Here is a 22184-nt window from a genome sequence, read left to right on the forward strand (position 1 = left end):
CCCGTTAGGGGCGAACCCGCTTACGGCAGTTCGTGTGCCCCGGTCAGCCGGTGCAGGAAAAGGAGCCGCCCGTTAGGGGCGAACCCGCTTACGCAGTTCGCACATCCCGCAGGGCTGTGCAGAAAAATTTCAGCAAAGGCTATTGACAAATCTGTATGTTTGTATTATTATCATAATACAATAAAACGAAAGGAGAGAGCTTATGCAATGGGAATTGCGGGGGGATCGTCCGATCTATCAACAGCTTGTGGAAAAGCTGACCGAGCAGATCGTCAGCGGACAGCTTGCGGCGGGTGAAAAGGTACCGCCGGTGCGCGAGCTGGCGGCTCAGGCGGGTGTCAACCCGAACACTATGCAGCGTGCGCTTGCGGAAATGGAGCGCGAGGGCCTGATGTTCACCAACCGCACGAGCGGACGCTATGTAACGGAGGACAGAGAAATGATTGGTAAGGTAAGAGAGCAGATCGCAGGAGAACGCATCACGGAGTTTCTGTCCGGCATGAGCCAGCTTGGCTTCACCGAGCAGGACATTGTGGCGCTTCTGGAGAAACGCAGTGGGGAGGAGAAGAAAAATGGATAACAACGAACTGGTTATCTGTCAGGGATTGACAAAAAACTACGGTAAAAAGACCGCGCTCAATAATCTGAATCTGACGCTCGGCCGCGGACAGTTTATCGGTCTGCTCGGCCCGAACGGCTCAGGCAAAACAACGACTATCAAGCTGCTGAACGGTCTGCTGCAGCCGACAAGCGGCTCGGTGCTCATTGACGGTCAAGCGCCGGGCACCTACACGCACAGCATCATCAGCTATCTGCCCGACAAAAACTATCTCAATGATGCGATGAAGGTCAACGACCTGATTTCGTTCTTTGCGGACTTTTACACGGATTTTGACCGCGTAAAGGCAACCGATATGCTGGATTCGCTGCAGATCGACCCGCTGAACCGACTGAAAACGCTCAGCAAGGGCAATCAGGAGAAGGTGCAGCTCATCCTCACCATGAGCCGCAAGGCGCAGCTGTATGTGCTCGATGAGCCGATCGCGGGTGTTGATCCGGCGGCGCGCGACTACATTCTGAGCACCATTCTCTCGAATTACAGCGAGGACGCGTCCGTCCTGCTGTCCACGCACCTCATCGCGGATGTGGAGCGCGTGCTCGACGAGGTTATCTTCCTCAAGGAAGGTGCGATGGTGCTGCACGACACGGTTGACCATATCCGCGAGGAACACGGAAAATCGGTTGACGCCCTGTTCCGGGAGGTGTTTGCATGTTAAAGCTGCTGAAATATGAGTGGAAAGCCTGTGCGCGGACCTGTCTGCCGCTGTACGGCGTGCTGATTCTCATGTCGTTCGTCACGCACCTGCTGTACAGTATCCCGCAGAACAGCACGTTCGGCTTTATGCTGCCGGCCATCAGCTCCATGCTGTATATGGGCGTGATGATGGCGGCATTTGTGGTAACGGCTGTCATCCTCATCCAGCGTTTTTACAAAAACCTGCTCGGCAGTGAGGGCTACCTCATGTTCACCCTGCCGGTCACGGTTTCGCAGCACCTGTTCAGCAAGACTATCATCGCGGTGGTTATGATCGCGCTGAGCGGCATCGCGGCGTTCCTCAGCATCGGCATTTTTGCCGATATGTCCTTCGGCACCCTGTTTGTCGATATGATAAAGGGTGTGGCGCGGAGCGGCGGCCTGCTGTTCGGGCTGGAGCTGCTCGTGCTGGCGGTGCTCGGCATTGCGGGCATGGCGCTGTTCGTCTATATGTGCATGGCGCTCGGCCATCTGGCGGGCAAGCACCGCCTGCTGATGTCGGTCGTGTGGTACGTTGTTCTTTCTACCGCAGTGCAGGTTCTCCTGCTTCTGGTGATGATGGGCGGGGGCAATGTCATGCCGGAGGCGCTTGCCGATGCGATAGTACGCTGGCTTGACAGCACCATGCAGACCATCACGCCGATGGATGCGGCGCATCTGATGCTGCGGTGCTGCTGCGTATTCGAACTCATCAGCGATGCGGTGTATTTCCTTGTGACGCGCTGGATTCTCACGCACAGGCTCAATCTCGAATAACAGAAAAAGGATACACACTTGTGTATCCTTTTTCTCTTGCCTGAACGGTATATCTCTGGTATGATGGAGGTAGTAAAAGGGAGGTGTGTCCTGTGAAATGTCAGCACTGTGGTATCCATTTTGACGATGAGGAACGCGTATGTCCGATGTGCGGCGCACGCGCGGGCAGCAAGGGCCGCATGACGAGACCCGCGCCGAAATGGCACGGCAAGCCGCGTGAGACCTACACCGAATATCATCCGACGATAGAGAACAGCAGCTCGGCGAAAACGGCGAAGAGCAAGTCGCGTCCTATCCAGGATAAGCCGAAGAAAAAACGCGCAAAGGGTGCGGTGATTGCGATAATTGTTATCGCTCTGCTGCAGTTTGTGCCGACGCTGATCGCGTTCGTGGTGGATGATCTGGTGCCGGAAATCGAGAGCAGCTTCGGAAATTCCCCCGCGCCGGATTACGATTCGGATTACAGCTATGCGGCGCAGGATCTCAGCAGCATTCTCGGCACGGACAGCGGCATGGTGATCGATAACAGCGACACCTTCCGTCTGCACTACGACCAGTCGAATGGTGAATGGGCGATTCTGTATACCTCGGCGGACGGCGGCACATTCAAGAGCACGGCCGACGCGTGGTGTCTGTACGACGACCCCGACGAGTATTACTATCCGGAGGCGTATCCGTCCGATCAGTACGATATGTACACGGTTGCGTTCACGCTGTACGATACCGAGGCGGTAGGGAGCCTGCCCGAGTGGTGTCAGTCGGTAGCCGATAGCGGCGATGATATTTGGCTGAATTTGTATGTCAGCAAAACCGATGATACACTGCTCATCGAGGATATGGATGGGATTGGCCTGTTCGGCACAGCAGACCCGGTTCCGTATTATCGGGCGCAGAATGTGTGATTTTGTAAAAAAACGTGAAAAACAACAGCCCCGGTTCTGTCACTTGACAAAACCGGGGCGCCGCGCTGTAATATAGCTGCAAACGGCGGCTCGGTGCAACGAGCCGCCGTTCCCAATAGCTGAAGTATTTGAGGAAATGCCGCTCCGGTCTACGGGGCGGTTTTGTGTTTTACAGGAGAATTTTGTGCATATGCAAAAGAAAAAGGCAGACCCAATGAGTGAGATGATTCAGTGCCGGAGATGCGACCACAAATAAATTGAAATTGATAATGAAAATGGAGAATTACCGCTTTCCGATAATTCTCGCAATGGTTTCCGCCGCATTCTCCTGATGCACCTCAGCGGGCTTGAACCGCACGGCTGCAAAATTGAGGTTGATCAGCGGACCCAGTCCGACGGCGGAAATAATGGTGCCGACACCGACCGGACCGCCGAGAAAGAAGCCGATGACGGTTACGAGCACATCCACGACCGCGCGGCACGCGCCGGCAGACCGCCCGAACTTACGCGCGAGCGCGACCATCAGCGCGTCACGGGGGCCACTGCCGAGCGCACTTTTCATGTACAGCCAGGTGCCGAGCGCAAGCAGCTCCAGACCGCCGATGAGCATGGCAATGCCGCTCACCAATCCGTGCATCTGCGGGATGAGGTGCGCCGCCTGAATCGCGTCGATTATGACCGCGCAGCCCGCAATGTTGATGATCGTGCCGAAGCCGAAGCTCTCACCGAAGAGCACGGCCGTGAGGATGGCTGCCGCGCCTGCGATAGCGGACGCTGTGCCGTAGGTCATGCCGGTTCGCAGCGACATGCCCTGCTGCAGCACGCTCCACGGCTCGAGTCCGACATTTGCCTGCAGCATCATCGCAATGCCGATCGAACTGACCGCAACACCCAGAATCAGCCAGAACAACCGGCGCATGTAATTTTGAAACATGAGAGCATCCTCCTGCTATCAGACTAAAGCGAAGTAAAGTAAAACGGCAAAATCGGAAGAATTTCGCTCCGGTTTTGCGTTTGAGTTTTAATCTTGTTATTCCGAAGCGGAATTGCTGTCGTCCTTTTTAATCTGGGAAAGATAGCGGTACACACTGGCCTGCGAGCAGTGCAGCGCGTCGGCCACATCCTTGACCGCGCCCTTCAGCAGGAAGATACCGCCGTTTTCGAGCGAAGCATGATCTGCATGCGCTCGTCCGGCGTGAGCCGGTCGGCGGTCACGCCGAGGCGGATGAGCTCGCGGCCGACCGCATCGCCTGCCACCGCGTCGATCGAGTTGTGGAAGCTCTCGGTCGTCGCCGGAACCGCTCGCGGGAACGGATCACCGGGCTCGGCCTGCTGCGGTGCGATATGGTCGTCGATAAAAATATCCGGATGACACAGCCGCAGCACGTTTTCGCTGGCGGCCAGATACCGGCTGTCGTCAAAGTTGATGCACAGCATGCCGACCAGCTTGCCGTTGTGCTTGATGAACATTGTGCTCGAGCGCAGCGTCTTGCCCTCGGCAGAGAGGCCGCAGTAGTGCAGGCGGTAGTCCTGCGTTTCGTAGCTTTTGTCCATCAGGATTTTGAGCGCCACATTGGTAAGCGGTGCACCGATCTCCCGGCCGCTGATGTGATTGTTGGCGATGGCTACTATGGAGCGGTTTTTGTCGGTCATATCATGCAGAGCAACCTCATAATCCGGTCCAAGTGCCTGTCCGAGAAATTCCGTCAGTTTGATGTAGTGCTGCAATAGCGGATTAGCCATTTGCCCACCCCGTTTCAAAGAATTTTCTTTGCAGTGCCTTTGATTGCATGGCATTACCTTTTTATTGGTTTACTCTAATATTATTATAGCTTAACAATGATAAGTTTGTCAAAAAATAAACGCAGATAATTTCTCACAACAAAAATAAAAAGTTATTATGCAAAATAACTAAAATGAGGATAAAGTGCATAAAAAACGAATGAAAAACCAGTAAACCATACAAAACTTGTTAAAATAATTGACAAGGCATAAAACTATGTTAAATTTATATCAAGGAATGAGACACAGGCTGATAAAAAATTACAAAACTGCAGAAAGAGGAATGCAAAGAGATGAGGAGTAGAGAAAGGGAGACTGCCATGAATTCTGATTTTCGAGACAAGCTCTCCAACGCCGCAACAGCGGTTGAGATCACCCTTGGCATGGTGATCCTGATTGCGTGCATTGTGTCCGGCATCGGCATGGTCGCCATGACCGATATGAACAAGCTGTTCGGTGATCCGGCGTATCTGCAGGCGCGCATGAGCTCGGCCTGCCTGATCATCATCGGCATCGAGCTGATCAAGATGATCACCAGCTACACCATCGACTCGGTGGTTGACGTTATGCTCCTCGCCATCGCGCGCCAGATGATCGTCGAGCATACCTCGCCGATCGAGAATCTGATCGCCGTGCTGTCGATCGGTATCCTGTTCGTGATTCGGAAGTATCTGTATATTTCGCGTCTGGACCGCCGCCGCAGCAAGAAGGAGATCGAGGAGGACATCCGCGCAGAGGTTCTCGGCGTGGAGAACTGTAACGAGCCGAAAAAGCCGGAACCGCCCGAGATTGGCTCATTGATTTGACATAAGGAAAATGCATATCACCTGAAAACCGCAGCGCCCGAGAGGGCGCTGCGGTTTTTTGCACGCTTTATTGATTGCTGGAAGTGTCTTCCGGCAGTGAGATTTCTTGGGTCAGATCAATATGGCTTTCTTCGACGGGATTTGGAATATCAGGATGACCAGTATAATAGGCCTGAGATAGCGTACTGTACAGTTCGCTACAGCTTGCACAGATATTTCTATAAAACGCACTAGATGTTTTAACAGGCTGAGCAATAAAAGGTTCATCAATAAATTGGTCGTTAAATAGAGTAACGCGAACTTTCAGGGATTTGCATGCTTCGGAATCTGACAGGCCACTGCCAACACCGATGATGGCGCCAATACCGCCTGCGAGGATACCGCCGACAATAGCACGACCGACAGGACTACCATTTTGCATAGAGGTCATATCACTGAGCACAGATACATCCTTTATTTGAGAAAAGGAAAAAGTCAGGGTTGATTTCATATTTTCCATTAATACACAGATTTTTTGATGCGTGTCGTCAAAATGCCATCTTCTCCACTGTCTCGTACATGTAAATCCATCAGGATATTTTGAAGGAGTTAAGTTTTTCTGTTCTTCCTTAGCATTTTCATTTATTGATTCAATCCAAAATTTGATTAGTAAAATTGATAATCCTATAATAAGGATGGAGAAAACAATTGCCATAATTACAGTTTGGTTCATCACTTCAGCTCCGTTTCTTTTCTGATAGTATACCACATAACACTACACTTGTAAACCTTTGTAATATACAAACACTACAAATAATCGGGTAGAATAATACAGAGGTATGATGATTATGGATAAAGAAGAAAAGTTTATTATTCGCGCAAAAAAGAGCTATGGAGAGACCTCGGTTGTGTCCTGCCGGATGCCGAATGAGGTGTTAAAACAGCTTGATCGCGTTGCCGCACGCACCGGACGCACACGCAATGAGCTGATCCTAAAGTGCGTGGAATTCGCACTCGACAAGCTGGAAATCGTGGACGAGCCTTAAATTATCTAAATAATAACACCGGCGCAGACTGTTATGGTCTGCGCCGGTGTTTCGTTTTGCGGTGATTGTTTTTTACGCCCCAAAACGCATCTGCAGGCGCAGCCGGTCGGCAATCATCGAGATAAATTCGCTATTGGTGGGTTTGCCCTTGACGCCCGAGACCGTGTAGCCGAAGTAATTCTGCAGGGTTTCGATGTCGCCGCGATCCCATGCGACCTCGATCGCGTGCCGGATGGCGCGCTCCACGCGGGAGGAGGTCGTCTTGAACTTTTTGGCAATCGACGGATACAGCACCTTGGTGATGGCGCTGACCGACTCGATATCCTCGACTGCCATCATGATGGCCTCGCGCAGATACTGGTAACCCTTGATGTGCGCCGGCACGCCCACCTGATGAATCACCTCGGTCACGCGGAGCTCAAGCGCCATGCTTTCCTCGGCCTTGACCGCGCGCAGCTGACCGGTCCGCCACAGGCGAAGCCGTTCGCAGACCGCCTGCGGCTCCATCGGCTTGCGCAGGAACAGATCCACGCCGAGCGCCGCGCATTCCGCGCCGATCTGCGGGCTTGCAAACGCCGAGAATACCATTACCGCCGGATGCGGTCCGTCCTGCTCGTGCAGGCGGCTGAGCACGCTCATGCCGTCCATCACCGGCAGCATCAGTTCAATGATAAGTACATCCGGCCGCAGCTCATTGACTGCGGAAAGTGCCTTTTCACCGTTTTCCGCAATGCCGACCAGCTCAAAATCGTCCGCACTGTCCAGCACCGCCGACATACGCGCGCAAAATTCGGTGTCGTCGTCTGCAAGTAAAACTCTAATTTTCTCATCCATATGTCATAACCAGCTTTCCGATAAAGTTTATCTCTTTTCTTGGCAATAGATTACCATATACTACCATAACTTGCAAGACCTTTTGTAAAAATATGGACGGAAAATTGCAGACAGAATTCGACAAAATCTGTCGATTTACCCGAAACGACCGGTCAGACCGACCGCTTTTGCAATTTCTACATATTTTCAAAATTCCCCGGAAATAGACAAAATACAAGCAAAACTGCGGTTTTCGACAACAAAACAGTGGCGATTAACCCAAAAGAAAGGGCGCACAATGTGCGCCCAAACGCAAGGTAAACCCATCACAAATTACGAACTGCTGATTCCTGATTGCTCATGAAATCTAACTCGCTTTGAGCATTTTCTCCATCGAAATTCCATACCCTTCCATCGGATTATCGACCAGCACATGCGTTACCGCGCCGATCAGCTTGCCGTTCTGCAGAATCGGACTGCCGCTCATGCCCTGCACGATGCCGCCGGTTTTCTCCGCAAGCTGCGAATCGGTCACGCGGAGCATCATGCTGCGCCCGTATTCGTCGTTCGCCGGATAGAGTTTGACGATCTGGACAGAATAACGCTGCACGCTGTCGCCGTCCACGTTGGACAGGATTTCCGCGTCACCGACTTTGATTTCGTCTGCCGACGCGACCGGCACGCACTGCAGCTCGCTGTACAGCGAATCGTCCGTCATGGTGCCGAAAATGCCGCTTTCTGTGTTCTGCGCCACGGTTCCGAGCGGTTTTTCGGTCGAAAATTCGCCCTGCAGCGAACCCGGTTCACCCGCCTTGCCGCGCTGCACGCTGCTCACCGTTGAGTGAATGATCGTGCCCTCCTGCAGCGGCAGCAGCACGCCGGTCTCGCTGTCGCAGATGCCGTGACCGAGCGAGCCGAACGCGCCGGTCTGCGGGTCAACGTAGGTCAGCGTGCCGATTCCTGCCAGACTGTCGCGCGCGAGCACGCCGATGCGGTACGCACCGGTTTTGTCCCTGCACGGCGTTACCGTGACGCTTTTCTCCGCGTCTCCGCGCTCAAGCGTCAGCTTGATCGGCTGTCCCGCCGAGAGCGCGACCTGCTTCTGCAGATCATCGTTCGAGTGCAGCGCGGTCTCACCGGCGCGGCACAGCACATCGCCCTCCTGCACGCCCGCCTCCTTCGCAGGGGAGCGCGTGCCGTCCGCGCCCTGTACCTCGGTCAGCTGCACGATCAGCACGCCCTCCGCCTGCATTTTGATGCCGACCGTGTGCCCGATCGGGATGACCTCGGCGATTTTTGCCGCCTGCGCGGAAACTGTCACCACAAACAGCAGGAACAGGGCGAGCGCTGTGCGTTTTGCGTGATTTTTTTGCATTTTTTCACCTCCGCTATTACTATGCCGCGCGGAGCATGAAAACAACGCTGTGAACCTTTTCTATTCTGCCGGACATTTGGCGGCACGGAAATTCTCTGGGCGCGGAAAGGTTTTCCGGGAACGCAAAACGGCAGTTTCTCTGCGAAAAATGAGAGAAACTGCCGCAATTAGCAATCATTTATTCTGCTTTTGCAGGTGCACGATGACCGAGGAACGATGCTACCGCACGGGCGAGCACGCCGCCGACCGCACAGCCGACGATAATTTCGATCAGACCCTGCACGCCGACCAGTGCAACCACGAAGGACAGCGGGTTAGCCACGCCGAGAGAGGCAACGCGCTCCTGAATGTAGTCGGTCTTGTAGAACACCAGAACGATGTAACCCATGAAGAAAATGGTATTCAGCAACGGCGCGGACATCGCACCGACGAAATAGCTCCAGCTTTTCTTGCGGTCCATGCGGCGCAGCACGCGGAACAGCAGGCCGACACACCAGCCCATCAGCACGCGCATGACAACGCACAGAACGAAGGTGTTGATCGGGCTGATCTGGAAGAACATGCCGGTCATACCGCCGCCTGCAAGCGCATCCTTAAAGCTGACACAGCCGAATACGCCGCCGAGAATCGCACCGGCGGTCGGGCCCATGGTCATCGCGCCGACAGCGATCGGCACGGTCAGGAACGACATGTACAGCGGGCCGACCGGCACGCTGCCCAGACCCATCAGCTTCATCACGACCTCGATCGCCGCCAGCAGCGCCAGCTGCGCGAGATACCGTACATTGGTAGTTTTGTTATTCATTTGTAATTCCTCCTGCTGCCGTCCTGCTTTGACAGGTACAGCGCAATACAAAAATTGTGGTGGTCAGCGATAGAAATTCGCTGCCAAATCTCTTTCAACCCCGATTTTTCTTCCAAATCAGGTGCAGACCATCGAGCACAAGGCTTTCATCGTACTCGAACGGGATACGCAGATAGGGAGTGACGAGCGGCGCAAGCTCTCCGGTGAGCACGACGTAGGGCGTTTCTCCGAGCGCCTCCGCAAAGCGTTCGACCATGCCGTCCACGAGCGACGCGGCACCGTAAACCGCGCCGACGCGCATGGCATCGACCGTGTTCCGGGCGAGAATGCCCTCGTCCTTGGCATCGATGGCGACCGCCGGAAGCTGCGCTGCCTGCTCGCGGAGCGCGAGCAGACTCAGCTGCACGCCCGCCGTGATGGCCGAGCCGACCAGCGCACCGGACCCATCGAGCGCGGTGAACGTGGTCGCGGTGCCGAGCGTAACCGCCACGCACGGCAGCTTTCCCTTTGCACGGGCGGCCACCGCAGCGGCTACGCGGTCCGAGCCGACCTGCCGCGGCTGCTCGGAGCGGATGTTGAGTCCGGTCTTGACGCCGCTCGATACCTCGATGACATCGCGGATGCCGAGCAGGCGCAGCGCACCCTCGAGCACGCCGACCATGCTTGGAACGACCGAGCTGACAATACCGCCGTGGATGCGGCGCACGTTCACGCCGTACAGCAAAAGCACCTGCTGCAGCTTGCAGGCGTAGTCATCGCGCGTCAGCTTGGGCTCGGTTGCGATGGAGGCAGAAAAAACCTGTCCGTCCTCCTCATAGCCGCCGAGCAAAACGCGGCTGTTTCCTGCATTGACTGCAATCAGCATGGTGTGTCTCCTTTTCTGCATAGTTTATCACTATTATAAGCCATTGAAAACCGTATTGCAAGGGGAGAGGTACACATTTCTGTCTTATTTCGGCAGCATGATCGGTGCGGAGAGCAGCGCCCACAGCGCCGCGTATTTCGGGCAGATCTGTCCTTGAACGTTGCCGAATTCATGCGAGTAATCCCACACGCGCAGCCGGAAATGCCGGTTGACCGTACAGCCGACCACATATTCCGCGGCCGTGATGCACGCCGCGCCGCACAGGCAGCGGGAGAGCGGGTTTTCCTCGTGTACGCGCCGCCGCAGCTGCCGCAGACCGACCAGAACCGCACCGCCGGTCAGCGCCATGGTCCAGTGGGTGCGTCCGCGCCAGAGAAGCTCAAGCGCGGCGTAGCCGGCCGCACCCAGTGCAAAGACGGCAGGAGTTTGCAGTTTCATTTTTATCACCGCATTTATTTTGCCCGGAATGGCTGGATTTACGCAGGGGTGGAGTAATTGAGAATGGAGAATGAGCGTGGAGATTTGGCATACGCGCAAAATCAAAAGGAGAGAGCACAGCGCTCTCTCCTTGAATACAGCAAAGGGATCAGTCCTCCCTTTTACCTTTTGTGTTGATATAAGCCTATCCGCCAATGCCTCCGTCGATTGGACGGAACTTTAAGCATTGGAAAAGGAGCAAGATGGGTTTTAACCTTGCTCCTATCGGTCAGAATATGCTATTCAGTTCAACAAACTGGAAGTTGTCTGATTAGCAATTATCTTTTGCAATTTATAACTGCATCAAAAAGAATACCAGTACACTCGAGAGTATTGTTACTGTCCCCATTATGATAAACATCATGGAAGTAAAACTTTTTGAAATTGGTCTATCAACATAGCACTTTTTAGGATTGTTTGGATTATAATAAACTGTCATCTTACTGTTGATAGGCCACAACTGCTCCGCAAATTGACGCAAATTTGCAATAGCTCCAGTTTTTACATGTAGCCATCCTTTTTCATCTTCATAGACTTCTGATTTCATCGGTACAGGTACTCCTGATAGTTGCGTTGTTATAATTCCTCGAAATTTTTTCTTTGCTTTATAACAAGTTCCATTCACAAAGTACTCAACGATTGGGTACACTCTTCCATTTCCAGGAAACCCATATTGTTTAACAATACCGTCTGTCTTTTTTGTACACAATTTATTCTGTCTTTTTACAATGATATTGAAAATAACTCCTAGTAGAACTAATATTACACCAAGACCTCCAACTGTCATCAATTCTAACCATGCAATTTGTATTTCAGCCATAGTTTCATCACCTCAAGTTCCGATTTTTATATTTGATTATAAAATAGATGCCTGCTGTTTGCAATGTATATTTATAAGCTCATTTCCCATAAGTACACAATTCTGAAAAGGGAGAATTCTCTTGTATCATACAATATTTTTGTGATTCTTTCGAGGCATGAAAAGATGCCGAAGTTGTCTTCGGCATCTTTTTGGTATCCAGTATCGGTTATGTGCGTGATTTAGTGAAATCACCGGAGTTATACCCCATCAACACAAAGGGTAAAAGGGACGATCAGTCCTCCAGCTTGACACGAGCCTCGAGGTATTTTCTCCGCTCCTCGAAACCCGATCTGCCCAGAAGTGCAAACATATTCTTCTTATAATCCTCAACACCCGGCTGATTGAACGGATTTACGCCGAGCAGGTAGCCCGAAATGCCGCAGGCCTTCTCGAAAAAGTAGACCAGATAGCCGAAATGCCATGCATCCGTGCGGTCGATCTCGAGGATGATATTCGGTGTGCCGCCGTCCATGTGGCGATCAGCGTGCCCTCGTACGCCTTCTGGTTGACGTACTGCACGGTCTGACCTGCCAGATAATTCAGGCCGTCGATGTCCTCTTCGGTATGCTCGATGGTAATCTCGGAGCGCGGCTCCTTGACCCACAGCACGGTCTCGAACATGATGCGCGAGCCGTCCTGAATGAACTGACCGATGGAATGAAGGTCGGTGGAGAAATTCGCTGAGGTGACGAACAGACCCTTATGGTCCTTGCCCTCGGACTCATCGAACAGCTGCTTGAGCCATTCGCCGAGCATGACGAGCGACGGCTCGTAGTTTACCATGATCTCCATGGTCTTGCCCTTGAACAGCAGCAGATTGCGCAGTGCAGCATAGCGCGCGCAGTCGTGCAAGGAGCCATGAGAATAGTCCTCGCGGGAGGCGGCAGCGCCTGCCATCACCGCGTCAATGTCCAGACCGGCTGCAGCCATCGGCAGCAGACCGACCGGCGTGAGCACCGAGAAACGGCCGCCGATGTTATCCGGTACGACAAAGGTCTCGTAGCCTCGTCATCCGCCAGCTTTTTGAGCGCGCCGCGCTCCTTATCGGTCGTGGCGAAGATGCGCTCCTTGGCGCCCTCGCGGCCGTAGCGCTGCTCGCACAGCTTTTTCAGCTCGCGGAAGGCGATGGCAGGCTCGGTGGTCGTGCCCGACTTCGAGATGACGTTGATGCAGAAGTCGCGGTCACCGATCATCTTGATAATGTCGTTCAAGTAGGACGACGAAATGTTGTTGCCGGCAAAGTACACCTCCGGAATGCCCTCCGGGCGGGTCTGGTTGTAGAACTGACCGTTTACGAACTCGATGGCTGCCCGTGCCCCTAAATACGAGCCGCCGATGCCGATGACGATCAGCACATCGCAGGTCTGCTGAATCTTCTTTGCCGCCTGCTTGATGCGCGCAAACTCGTCCCGGTCGTAATCCACCGGCAGATTCAGCCAGCCAAGAAAATCGTTTCCGGCGCCGGTGCCGTTCACGAGCGTGTCCTGTGCTGCCGCAACCTGCGCGGTGTAGTCCGCAATCTCAGCCTCGGTCCGGACAAAGCGCCGGAGACCGGTCAGTTTCAGTTTAATTCCCATTACTGCATTTCCCCTTTTGTTATTTCCTCCAAGCCATTTGGCGGGATTTGCTCTCCCTCTTGTATCTAAGTATAGCATACTGGCGGGAAAAGGCAAGCGCTTTGTTCAAATCTTACAAAAACTTTATCTGCTCGACTGTTTGTGACAGGTAATTTTGCATTATGCAAACCGAACAAAGCCAACGAAAAAAGCCGACTCCATAGTAGGGAATCGGCAAATATTGTTAGTAAATTGGAAAATTTACGCAGATATCGCGTACATTTCGTCGGATATCGTTCGCCTTGTTGTCGAAATCGGTTGCGGCCTGCCAGATGAACTCGGCAATGCGGAGCATCTCCGGCGCACCGAAGCCGCGGGTGGTGACAGCGGGCGTGCCGATGCGCATGCCCGAGGTGACGAACGGACTTTCCGGGTCGTTCGGGATGGCATTCTTGTTGGCGGTGATGTACACCTCGTCCAGACGGCGCTGCAGCTCCTTGCCGGTCACGCCGGTCTTTCGCAGGTCGATGAGCATCAGGTGGTTGTCCGTGCCGCCCGCCACAAGGTCGAAGCCCTGCTTCCGGAGTGCGTCCGCGAGCACGCGGGCATTGGTGACAACATTCTGCTGATATGCCTTGAACTCCGGCCTGAGTGCCTCACCGAAGCAGACCGCCTTTGCGGCGATGACATGCTCGAGCGGGCCGCCCTGTGTGCCGGGGAAGATGGCCTTGTCAAATTTCTTCGCCAGCTCCTCATCGTTCGTCAGGATAACGCCGCCGCGCGGACCGCGCAGCGTCTTGTGCGTCGTGGTGGTGACGACATCCGCGTAGGGGATCGGGCTCTGGTGCAGACCGGCAGCCACCAGACCGGCAATGTGCGCCATGTCAACGAACAGGTACGCGCCGACCTCGTGTGCGATTTCAGCGAATTTTTCAAAGTCGATGGCGCGCGGGTACGCGGACGCACCGGCGATGATCATCTTCGGCTGTTCCTTTTTTGCCAGCTCGCGGAGCGCATCATAATCAATGAGACCGTTCTCATCCACGCCGTAAGGTACGATGTTGTACAGCAGGCCGGACTGATTGACCGGCGAACCGTGGGTCAGGTGGCCGCCGTTGTCCAGGCTCATGCCGAGCACGGTATCACCCGGCTTGCACAGCGCCTGATAGACCGCCATGTTCGCCTGCGCGCCCGAGTGCGGCTGCACGTTCGCGTATTTCGCGCCGAACAGCTGGCACACGCGGTGGATGGCGAGGTTTTCCACCTCATCGACGCATTCGCAGCCGCCGTAGTAGCGCTTGCCGGGATAGCCTTCGGCGTACTTGTTGGTCAGCACGCTGCCCATTGCCGCCATAACAGCCTCGCTGACTATATTTTCCGAGGCGATCAACTCAATGTTGCGCGCCTGTCGTTTGTATTCCGCTTCGATCATACGTCCGAGTTCGGGGTCGAACGCTGTCACGAAGTCCATTGCTTGACGAACCATGATACAGCCTCCTGCCGGATAAGAATTTACTATTATAATTTAACCACATTTTTCGCATGGAATCTATTGACAAACATCTGATTTTTGCGTTACCGCTTTAGCAGTTTATAGTGAAATTGTTACATTGTGCACTTTTGTGCAAACAGTTGCCCTTTTTTCGACGATATGCTACAATTACCGTAGGAAAACTTGTGGAGAGAGGATAACAAAATGACTAAGAAAGAACGTGCCGCCGTCGTCACCGAGCTGCTGAAAACCGTCTATCCCGAGGCGGTCTGCGCCCTGCATTATACACACGATTATGAATTGCTGTTCGCCACCCGGCTTTCCGCGCAGTGCACGGACGCGCGCGTCAATATTGTGACAGAAAAATTATTCAAGCAGTTTCCGACCCTGCAGAGCTTCGCGGATGCGTCCGAGGAGGAGATTGCCGAGGCCATCAAGACCTGCGGCCTGTTCCGCACCAAAGCGCGCGACCTCAAGGCGTGTGCCATGATGCTGATTGCCAATTACGGCGGCAGGGTGCCGGATACTATGGAGGAGCTGCTCAAGCTGCCGGGCGTCGGCCGCAAGACCGCCAACCTCATCCTCGGGGATATTTTCGGCAAGCCGGCCATTGTGTGCGATACGCACTGCATCCGGCTGTCCAACCGGCTGGGCTTTGTCAAGAACGAGAAGGACCCGGTAAAGGTGGAGAACGCCCTGAGAAAGCTGCTCGACCCGGCGGAGTCGTCCGATTTCTGCCACCGGCTGGTGCTGTTCGGCCGCGAGCACTGCACCGCCCGCAGCCCGAAGTGCGAGGGCTGTCCGCTCGGTGCGGTGTGCCCGTCGTATCCCATTGCGAAATAACATAGAGGAAAAGTGGAATTTGCGAAAAAACACAGAAAATCCACTTGGCAAATTTTTATCGTAGGAATATACTGATTTCAGAAAAAGCAAAACCGCAGAACAAGAGTGAGTAAGAGCGAGACCGTGCTTCCAGAGAGCTTTCCGGTGGTGTGAGGAGAGCAGCAGAGGACGTTACTGAATGGACTTGTGAGGGCAGCCTCAAATCCGCAGGGAGAGTATGGCTGACGGGATTCCCGCCGTTATCATGGGAGCGTGTGTGTTTGCACACGACAGAGTGGACGTTTTTGTACGCCAATTTGGGTGGTACCGCAGAAGTAACAGGCTTTTGTCCCATGATACGTTTGTATCATAGGACAGAAGCCTTTTTTATTGTGTCTGTTCGGAACGAACAGACACTCGATACGAACCCAAGAAATAAAACACGGTTTATGATTACCGCCGATGTTTTGCTGTAAATGGAGGAAAACACAATGATTACCCCAAGCTGTGACGAGATTTTGAAGCTCGCGGAGGAATATACGACCATTCCGGTCTGCCGCGAGATCTACGCCGATATGACAACGCCGATTTCGCTGCTGCGCCGCCTGCAGACCCGTTCCGACCGCTTTTTCCTGCTGGAGAGCGTGGAGGGCGGCGAAAAATGGGCGCGCTACTCCTTCCTCGGCTACGACCCGATTCTGCGTGCGACCTGCAAAAACGGCACGGTAACGCTCGAGGGTGCGGTCAACAAGACGGTCAAGACCGACAAGCCGCTCACCGTGCTCCGCGAGGTGCTCAGCGAGTACCGCGCACCGCGGCTTGAGGGTCAGCCGCCGTTCACGGGCGGTTTCGTCGGCTACTTCGCGTATGCGATGCTCGGCTACGCGGAGCCGACGCTCAAAATCAAGCGCGGCGCATGGGACGATTTCGACCTGATGCTGTTCGACAAGGTCATCGCCTATGACCACCTCAAGCAGAAGATCGTGCTCGTGGTCAACATGAAGACCGACAGCGTGATGGAGAATTACGGCAAGGCGTGTGCGGCGCTCGAGGGTATGGCGGCGCTGATCAACGACCAGACCCCGCTTCCGCCGCTCAAGGCAACCGGCAGGCCGAGCTTCACCTGCAACGTCACCGAGGCGCAGTACGCCGGCATCGTGGAGAAAACCCGCGAGTACATCTTTGACGGCGATATCTTTCAGGCCGTGCAGTCGCGGCAGTTCTCCAGTCCGTATCAGGACAGCCTGCTTTCGGCGTACCGCGTGCTCCGCACCACCAACCCCTCGCCGTACATGGTGTTCCTCTCCATCGACGGAGACGAGATCATGTGTTCCTCTCCGGAAACGCTCGTGCGACTGGATAACGGCCGCCTGACCATCTTTCCGGTTGCGGGCTCGCGTCCGCGCGGCAAAACGCCGGAGGAGGATAAGGCGCTCGAGAACGAGCTGCTTGCCGATGAGAAGGAGCTTTCCGAGCACAATATGCTGGTCGATCTGGGCCGCAACGATCTCGGCAGAGTATCCAAGATCGGCACGGTGGAAGTCACCGATTACATGATGATACACCGGTATTCTAAAATCATGCACATCTGCTCGCAGGTCGAGGGCGACATTGATGAAAAGTACGACGCCTGCGACGCCATCGAAGCGGTGCTCCCGGCGGGTACCCTGTCCGGCGCACCCAAGATCCGCGCGTGCGAGATCATCGAGGAGCAGGAGAGCGAGCCGCGCAGCGTATACGGCGGCGCACTCGGCTATCTGGATTTCACCGGCAATATGGATACCTGCATCGCCATCCGCATGGCTGCCAAGAAGAACGGCATCGTGACCGTGCAGGCGGGCGGCGGCATCGTTGCGGATTCCGTGCCGTATAACGAGTATATGGAAAGCGCAAACAAGGCAAAGGCAGTTATGAACGCCATCGAGCGTGCATCGGAGGTAGACGGATAATGATTCTCCTGATCGACAATTACGATTCTTTTTCCTATAACCTGTTTCAGCAGGCGGCGGCCATCCAGCCGGATATGCGCGTTGTCCGCAATGACGCGCTCACCGTCAGCGAAATCGAGGGACTGAATCCCTCGCACATCATTCTTTCTCCGGGGCCCGGCTATCCGAAGGACGTGGGCATCTGCGAGGAAGTGGTAAGCAGGCTCGGCGGCAGCATCCCGATCCTTGGCGTGTGCCTCGGTCATCAGGCCATCTGCGAAGCGTTCGGCGGCAAAATTGAGCACGCGCAGCAGCTTATGCACGGCAAGCAGAGCATCGTCGAGGTGGATACCGACGAGCCGCTGTTCAAGGGTCTGGCAAAGAAAACGATGGCAGCGCGCTATCATTCTCTGGTCGCCGCACCGGACAGTCTGCCGGAGTGTTTGAAAGTCATCTCCCGCGATGAAAGAGGAGAGATCATGGCTGTGCGGCATAAGATCATGCCGATTTACGGTGTGCAGTTTCATCCGGAATCCATTCTTACACCGCAGGGAACAACCATTATGAAAAACTTTCTGTCTATGTAAAGTTTGACCAGAACCGTAGGGCGGGCTGCCCTACGGAGAAGATATCAATTAGTAATGATATAATAGATGTAATAGAAAGGTCGATATATAATGATTCAGCTTGCAATTCACGAAGCGATCAACGGTCGTGATTTGGACTACACCATCGCTCGTGCAACAATGGAGGAAATGATGGACGGCACCGCGACCGACATCGAAATGGCAACCCTGCTGACGGCGCTCCGCATGAAGGGCGAAACCATCACCGAGATTACCGCCTGCGCCGAGGTCATGCGCGAAAAGGGCGCGCACATTGAGCCGAAGGGCGCGGTCATGGACATTGTCGGCACCGGCGGTGACGAGGTCGGCTCGTTCAACATCTCCACGACCGCCGCATTCGTGGCGGCGGCAGGCGGTGTGCCGGTTGCAAAGCACGGCAACCGGTCGGTTTCGTCCCAGTCGGGCGCAGACGCGGTTCTGGTAGGCGAGTACCTCATGCGTGCCGCAGACAAGAAACAGGCGCTTGACGCACTCCGGGAGGCCGCAAAGTGAAGCTGAAATTCTGCGGACTGACCCGTAAAGCGGATATAGAGGCTGCGAACGAAGTAAAACCCGATTTCATCGGCTTTGTGTTCGCGGAGAGCCGCCGGCATGTATCGGATTTAGACGCGGCGCGGCTCAAGGAGCACCTCGCCCCGGAGATTAAGACGGTCGGCGTGTTCGTGAACGACGAACCGGAGCATATTGCCGCGCTCGTGCGCGATGAGGTTATCGACATTATCCAGCTGCACGGCGGCGAGAGCTTACATTATATAAACAGGCTGAGGAAGCTGACGAACGCGCCCATCGTCTACGCCGTCCGCGTGGAAACCCACCGCGACATTGAGCAGGCGGACACCCTGCCGGTGGATTATCTGCTGCTGGATACCTATGTAAAGCACGCCTACGGCGGCAGCGGCAAGACGTTCGACTGGTCGCTGATAGGCGAGGTAAACCACCCGTATTTTCTCGCGGGCGGGCTGAATGAAACCAACGTCCAAAGAGCCGCACAGACCGTCGCTTACGCGCTCGACCTGTCCAGCGGCATCGAAACGGACGGTGTAAAGGATATGGACAAGATGCGCCGCGTGTCGGCGCTCGTGAAAGGAGCAAACCAATGAGCAAGGGACGTTTTGGCGTACACGGCGGTCAGTACATGCCGGAAACGCTGATGAACGCGGTTATCGAGCTGGAGGAAGCCTACAACCACTATAAGAACGATCCGGCATTCAACGCAGAGCTGACCGAGCTGCTGAACAACTACGCAGGCCGTCCGTTGCGCCTGTACTTTGCGGAGCACATGACGAATGACCTCGGCGGTGCAAAGATCTACCTCAAACGCGAGGATCTCAACCACACGGGCGCCCATAAGATCAACAACGTGCTCGGTCAGGCGCTGCTGGCGAAAAAGATGGGCAAGACCCGTCTGATCGCAGAGACCGGCGCCGGTCAGCACGGTGTTGCGACCGCGACCGCCGCCGCTCTCATGGGTATGGAGTGCGTGCCGCACGTCAAGGCGTACGTCAAGAGCATGAAGGACGCGGTACGCTCCGCAAACTAAACAAAAATGAGGGGGAAACGGTTGTTTCTCCCTCGTTTCATATTGATTATGGTGTAATATTTTGCGTTGATTGTTCATGTTATCGTAGGGCGGGATGACCTCATCCCACCGTTTCCCAACTCGTTTGCACATTCGTAAATAAAAATGGAGAATGGTAAATCAAAAGGTTCATTCTCCATTCTCCATTTTCAATTAGTAATTGTCAGCCTTGAGTTCAAAGTAGGCTTTAGGATGTGCACAAACCGGGCAGACCTCCGGCGCCTGTCTGCCGACAACGATATGTCCGCAGTTGGAGCACTGCCATACGCAGTCGCCGTCGCGGGAAAAGACCAGCTTATCCTCGACATTCCTGAGCAGCCTGCGGTAGCGTTCCTCGTGCTCCTTTTCGATCGCGCCAACCATCTCAAACAGATCCGCGATGTGGTCGAAGCCCTCCTCACGCGCCTCTTTGGCGAAGGTAGCGTACATGTCGGTCCACTCGTAGTTTTCGCCCTCTGCGGCAGCCTTGAGGTTGGCTGCGGTGTCATCAATGCCGCCGTTGAGCAGCTTGAACCAGATTTTCGCGTGCTCCTTCTCGTTTGCAGCGGTCTCCTCGAAGATTTTCGCAATCTGCACATAGCCGTCCTTTTTCGCCTTGGAGGCAAAGAACGTGTACTTGTTGCGTGCCATGGATTCGCCTGCAAATGCGGTCTGCAGGTTTGCTTCGGTGCGGGTGCCCTTGAGTTCTGCCATAATAGTTATCCTTTCTCCGTTTTTCCTATTCTTCCTGTCTCTTTTGACGGTCAGACCGTTCTGACTGCTCTTTTAGTCTTTCCTGCAAGCGCTGCAAATACCCTCGAACAGAATTTCGTACCGATGCAGCTCCACGCCGGAGGAATCCTCCACGCGGTCGATGAGATCGGTGACAGGCGGCATAAATACATCAAAAACGCCGCCGCACTTGGTGCACCGCACATGATAATGCGGCTTGATGTTGAAATCAAAGTGATCGGCACCGGTAGGCACAGGCACGCGCAAAATCTCGCCCTGAGCTGCCAGCTGGTTCAGATTGCGGTAAACCGTGGCCTTGCTGATGGTCGGGTGCTGCGCCGCGATAACGGCATAAATCGCATCCGCGGTAGGGTGGTTGTGCATCTGATTCACTGCCTGCAATACGATCTGCCGCTGAATGGTGTTTCTGGTCTGCATAAAATGCACCTCCTTTATTAGTATTGCTTCTTAATTAAGAGTATATTGCAAATCCATATTTTTGTCAATCGGTAAGAAGCACTTTTTTGAATAATGTATGGGAAGAGATTTTGAAAAGGTTGCAGGCGATATGGAGAGTAATATAAACCAGGGAATGGAGATGGCAGTATGAATCGAACGGAGTTAGAAAAATATATACGGAATCATTATGGTACAGAGCCGGATCATCCGTGGATAAAGTATCCGAATTATGGAGTGTTCCGCCATAGCAGTAATAAAAATGGTTTGCCGGGTGCGGATGAAAACAAAAACGAGCCGTGAACCACATGAAGATTCACGACTCGTTTGTTATAGCACATAAAGAAACACCATCAGATAATGACAAACGCTGCCGACGATTACGAACAGATGAAACAACTCATGAAACCCGATCATCAGCCCGAGATTCGGCTTTTTGGCGATATAGATCACGCCGCCGACCGTATACGCCAGACCTCCGGCAGCCAGAAGGGCAATGGCAGGCGCGGGCATGGACAGCACGACTCCGAAATCAAACGCGATTGCCCAGCCGAGCGCGAGGTACAGCGCGGTGCCGATGAGACGCGGCGCGTCAATCCACAGCAGCTTGATGGCAATGCCGGTCAGCGCAATCAGCCAGATCACGCCAAGAAAGATATAGCTGCGCGGCGCAGGCATGAATTTGAGAATAATCGGCGTGTAGCTGCCCGCGATCAGCACATAGATCATGCTGTGGTCGAGCTTTTTCAGCCGCCGCAGGACGGCTTCGCCGCGGCCGGAGAAATGGTACACGCTGCTTGCGGAGTACAGCGCGATCAGCGACAGGCAGAACACCACGGCAGCCGCCGCAAGCGAGCCGGTGACGGACGGATCGAACAGCAGCCGCACGAGCAGCACGAACAGTCCGGCGCCGCTGAGCACTGCACCGATGAAATGAGAGTAACTGGAAAACGGCTCGCGGGCCTTGAGAAATGCACGAGGCATACAAACTCCTCCTTTTGCTATGTAGAGTTAAAAACTATATCACATCTGTTATGATACCACATTTTCCGAAAATTGCAAGTGCTTTCTCCAAATTGTCACCATAAAAAAGCACCGTCTTTGTTAATCAAAGACAGTGCTTCAGCTTGTCGAAAAAGCAATATTCGATTTTTATGCTTCGTGCGGCAGCACGCATTCAATCGAATTTGCTTTGCAAATTCATAAATTCCGGGAGCATGTATCTCGGAAT

General features: G+C 54.2%; 27 protein-coding genes and 1 pseudogene. 13 read left to right on the top strand and 15 right to left on the bottom strand.

Annotated elements, in window-relative coordinates; translation table 11 throughout:
* Positions 1-202: 202 nt before the first annotated feature.
* From DXB00_RS14365 to DXB00_RS14380, 4 genes are all read left to right on the top strand, one after another.
* Positions 203-580, top strand: coding sequence for a GntR family transcriptional regulator (locus DXB00_RS14365; RefSeq protein ID WP_117752382.1), 378 nt, complete (start codon positions 203-205; stop codon positions 578-580).
* Complete coding sequence (locus DXB00_RS14370; RefSeq protein WP_119215100.1) at positions 573-1277, top strand: ABC transporter ATP-binding protein; 705 nt, start codon at positions 573-575, stop codon at positions 1275-1277. The genes DXB00_RS14365 and DXB00_RS14370 overlap by 8 nt, the downstream gene beginning before the upstream one ends.
* Positions 1271-2071 (top strand): hypothetical protein, encoded by an 801-nt coding sequence (locus tag DXB00_RS14375; RefSeq protein ID WP_119215101.1) that lies wholly within the window; start codon positions 1271-1273, stop codon positions 2069-2071. The genes DXB00_RS14370 and DXB00_RS14375 overlap by 7 nt, the downstream gene beginning before the upstream one ends.
* A gap of 92 nt (positions 2072-2163) precedes the next feature.
* Positions 2164-2973 (top strand): zinc ribbon domain-containing protein, encoded by an 810-nt coding sequence (locus DXB00_RS14380; RefSeq protein WP_118730338.1) that lies wholly within the window; start codon positions 2164-2166, stop codon positions 2971-2973.
* 283 nt (positions 2974-3256) lie between these two features.
* Here the strand turns inward: DXB00_RS14380 and DXB00_RS14385 are convergent, their stop codons facing one another.
* The 3 genes from DXB00_RS14385 to DXB00_RS14395 all read right to left on the bottom strand — a co-directional run bounded on the left by DXB00_RS14385 (position 3257) and on the right by DXB00_RS14395 (position 4716).
* Positions 3257-3907 (bottom strand): YczE/YyaS/YitT family protein, encoded by a 651-nt coding sequence (locus DXB00_RS14385; protein ID WP_119215102.1) that lies wholly within the window; start codon positions 3905-3907, stop codon positions 3257-3259.
* A gap of 96 nt (positions 3908-4003) precedes the next feature.
* Positions 4004-4123, bottom strand: coding sequence for a helix-turn-helix domain-containing protein (locus DXB00_RS17490; protein WP_119215103.1), 120 nt, complete (start codon positions 4121-4123; stop codon positions 4004-4006).
* Positions 4111-4716, bottom strand: a complete 606-nt coding sequence (locus DXB00_RS14395; protein WP_158581331.1) for a helix-turn-helix transcriptional regulator — start codon at positions 4714-4716, stop codon at positions 4111-4113. Before DXB00_RS14395 ends, DXB00_RS17490 begins: the two co-directional genes overlap by 13 nt.
* A 359-nt stretch (positions 4717-5075) precedes the next feature.
* Here DXB00_RS14395 and DXB00_RS14400 point away from each other — a divergent pair, with 359 nt between their 5' ends.
* Positions 5076-5561 carry a phosphate-starvation-inducible PsiE family protein gene (locus DXB00_RS14400; protein ID WP_118478520.1) on the top strand — a complete coding sequence of 162 codons (486 nt, stop codon included), beginning with the start codon at positions 5076-5078 and terminating at the stop codon, positions 5559-5561.
* A gap of 67 nt (positions 5562-5628) precedes the next feature.
* Here the strand turns inward: DXB00_RS14400 and DXB00_RS14405 are convergent, their stop codons facing one another.
* On the bottom strand, positions 5629-6273 hold the full coding sequence (locus DXB00_RS14405) for a hypothetical protein (protein ID WP_118730335.1): 645 nt from the start codon (positions 6271-6273) through the stop codon (positions 5629-5631).
* 115 nt (positions 6274-6388) lie between these two features.
* Between DXB00_RS14405 and DXB00_RS14410 the strand changes: the two genes are divergently transcribed.
* Positions 6389-6586 carry an Arc family DNA-binding protein gene (locus tag DXB00_RS14410; protein ID WP_158574392.1) on the top strand — a complete coding sequence of 66 codons (198 nt, stop codon included), beginning with the start codon at positions 6389-6391 and terminating at the stop codon, positions 6584-6586.
* A gap of 72 nt (positions 6587-6658) precedes the next feature.
* Here the strand turns inward: DXB00_RS14410 and spo0A are convergent, their stop codons facing one another.
* The 8 genes and pseudogenes from spo0A to glyA form a co-directional block, all read right to left on the bottom strand.
* Positions 6659-7420, bottom strand: coding sequence for a sporulation transcription factor Spo0A (spo0A, locus tag DXB00_RS14415; RefSeq protein ID WP_117492157.1), 762 nt, complete (start codon positions 7418-7420; stop codon positions 6659-6661).
* Between the two features lie 346 nt (positions 7421-7766).
* On the bottom strand, positions 7767-8774 hold the full coding sequence (spoIVB, locus tag DXB00_RS14420) for a SpoIVB peptidase (protein WP_118730333.1): 1008 nt from the start codon (positions 8772-8774) through the stop codon (positions 7767-7769).
* Positions 8775-8952: 178 nt separating this feature from the next.
* The gene (locus DXB00_RS14425) at positions 8953-9579 is read right to left on the bottom strand and encodes an ECF transporter S component (RefSeq protein WP_118360774.1); all 627 of its coding nucleotides are present in this window, start codon (positions 9577-9579) and stop codon (positions 8953-8955) included.
* 94 nt (positions 9580-9673) lie between these two features.
* Positions 9674-10444 carry a type III pantothenate kinase gene (locus DXB00_RS14430; protein ID WP_158574677.1) on the bottom strand — a complete coding sequence of 257 codons (771 nt, stop codon included), beginning with the start codon at positions 10442-10444 and terminating at the stop codon, positions 9674-9676.
* A gap of 84 nt (positions 10445-10528) precedes the next feature.
* Positions 10529-10882: a putative ABC transporter permease gene (locus DXB00_RS14435; RefSeq protein WP_119215105.1), complete on the bottom strand. Its 354-nt coding sequence runs from the start codon at positions 10880-10882 to the stop codon at positions 10529-10531.
* A gap of 331 nt (positions 10883-11213) precedes the next feature.
* Entirely contained in the window at positions 11214-11741 is a 528-nt protein-coding gene (locus tag DXB00_RS14440; RefSeq protein ID WP_117492149.1) for a DUF3592 domain-containing protein, read from the bottom strand.
* A gap of 274 nt (positions 11742-12015) precedes the next feature.
* Positions 12016-13360, bottom strand: a pseudogene (locus tag DXB00_RS14445) (glucose-6-phosphate isomerase).
* A gap of 223 nt (positions 13361-13583) precedes the next feature.
* Positions 13584-14825, bottom strand: coding sequence for a serine hydroxymethyltransferase (gene glyA / locus DXB00_RS14450; protein ID WP_119215106.1), 1242 nt, complete (start codon positions 14823-14825; stop codon positions 13584-13586).
* A 210-nt stretch (positions 14826-15035) separates the two neighbouring features.
* Between glyA and nth the strand changes: the two genes are divergently transcribed.
* The 6 genes from nth to DXB00_RS14480 all read left to right on the top strand — a co-directional run bounded on the left by nth (position 15036) and on the right by DXB00_RS14480 (position 19747).
* Positions 15036-15674, top strand: a complete 639-nt coding sequence (gene nth / locus DXB00_RS14455; RefSeq protein ID WP_118730329.1) for an endonuclease III — start codon at positions 15036-15038, stop codon at positions 15672-15674.
* Positions 15675-16144: 470 nt separating this feature from the next.
* Positions 16145-17602 (top strand): anthranilate synthase component I family protein, encoded by a 1458-nt coding sequence (locus tag DXB00_RS14460; RefSeq protein ID WP_118730328.1) that lies wholly within the window; start codon positions 16145-16147, stop codon positions 17600-17602.
* A complete protein-coding gene (locus DXB00_RS14465) occupies positions 17602-18168 on the top strand; it encodes an anthranilate synthase component II (protein ID WP_118730327.1) in 567 nt (188 codons plus the stop codon). Before DXB00_RS14460 ends, DXB00_RS14465 begins: the two co-directional genes overlap by 1 nt.
* 90 nt (positions 18169-18258) lie before the next feature.
* Positions 18259-18699: a hypothetical protein gene (locus DXB00_RS14470; RefSeq protein ID WP_119215107.1), complete on the top strand. Its 441-nt coding sequence runs from the start codon at positions 18259-18261 to the stop codon at positions 18697-18699.
* A complete protein-coding gene (locus DXB00_RS14475) occupies positions 18696-19307 on the top strand; it encodes a phosphoribosylanthranilate isomerase (RefSeq protein WP_118730325.1) in 612 nt (203 codons plus the stop codon). The genes DXB00_RS14470 and DXB00_RS14475 overlap by 4 nt, the downstream gene beginning before the upstream one ends.
* Positions 19304-19747, top strand: a complete 444-nt coding sequence (locus DXB00_RS14480; RefSeq protein ID WP_442861156.1) for a pyridoxal-phosphate dependent enzyme — start codon at positions 19304-19306, stop codon at positions 19745-19747. Before DXB00_RS14475 ends, DXB00_RS14480 begins: the two co-directional genes overlap by 4 nt.
* A gap of 192 nt (positions 19748-19939) precedes the next feature.
* Here DXB00_RS14480 and rbr read toward each other — a convergent pair whose 3' ends face one another.
* Positions 19940-20479 (bottom strand): rubrerythrin, encoded by a 540-nt coding sequence (rbr, locus tag DXB00_RS14485; protein WP_116705668.1) that lies wholly within the window; start codon positions 20477-20479, stop codon positions 19940-19942.
* 72 nt (positions 20480-20551) lie between these two features.
* On the bottom strand, positions 20552-20935 hold the full coding sequence (locus DXB00_RS14490) for a Fur family transcriptional regulator (RefSeq protein WP_116705667.1): 384 nt from the start codon (positions 20933-20935) through the stop codon (positions 20552-20554).
* A 168-nt stretch (positions 20936-21103) separates the two neighbouring features.
* On the opposite strand from DXB00_RS14490, the gene DXB00_RS16495 reads away from it, so the two are divergent.
* A complete protein-coding gene (locus DXB00_RS16495) occupies positions 21104-21256 on the top strand; it encodes a hypothetical protein (protein ID WP_158557363.1) in 153 nt (50 codons plus the stop codon).
* A 27-nt stretch (positions 21257-21283) separates the two neighbouring features.
* Here the strand turns inward: DXB00_RS16495 and trhA are convergent, their stop codons facing one another.
* Positions 21284-21937 (bottom strand): PAQR family membrane homeostasis protein TrhA, encoded by a 654-nt coding sequence (gene trhA / locus DXB00_RS14495; protein ID WP_117752156.1) that lies wholly within the window; start codon positions 21935-21937, stop codon positions 21284-21286.
* Positions 21938-22184: the final 247 nt, after the last annotated feature.

Source organism: Butyricicoccus sp. OF10-2 (genome assembly GCF_003481925.1).
Taxonomy (GTDB): domain Bacteria; phylum Bacillota; class Clostridia; order Oscillospirales; family Butyricicoccaceae; genus Agathobaculum; species Agathobaculum butyriciproducens.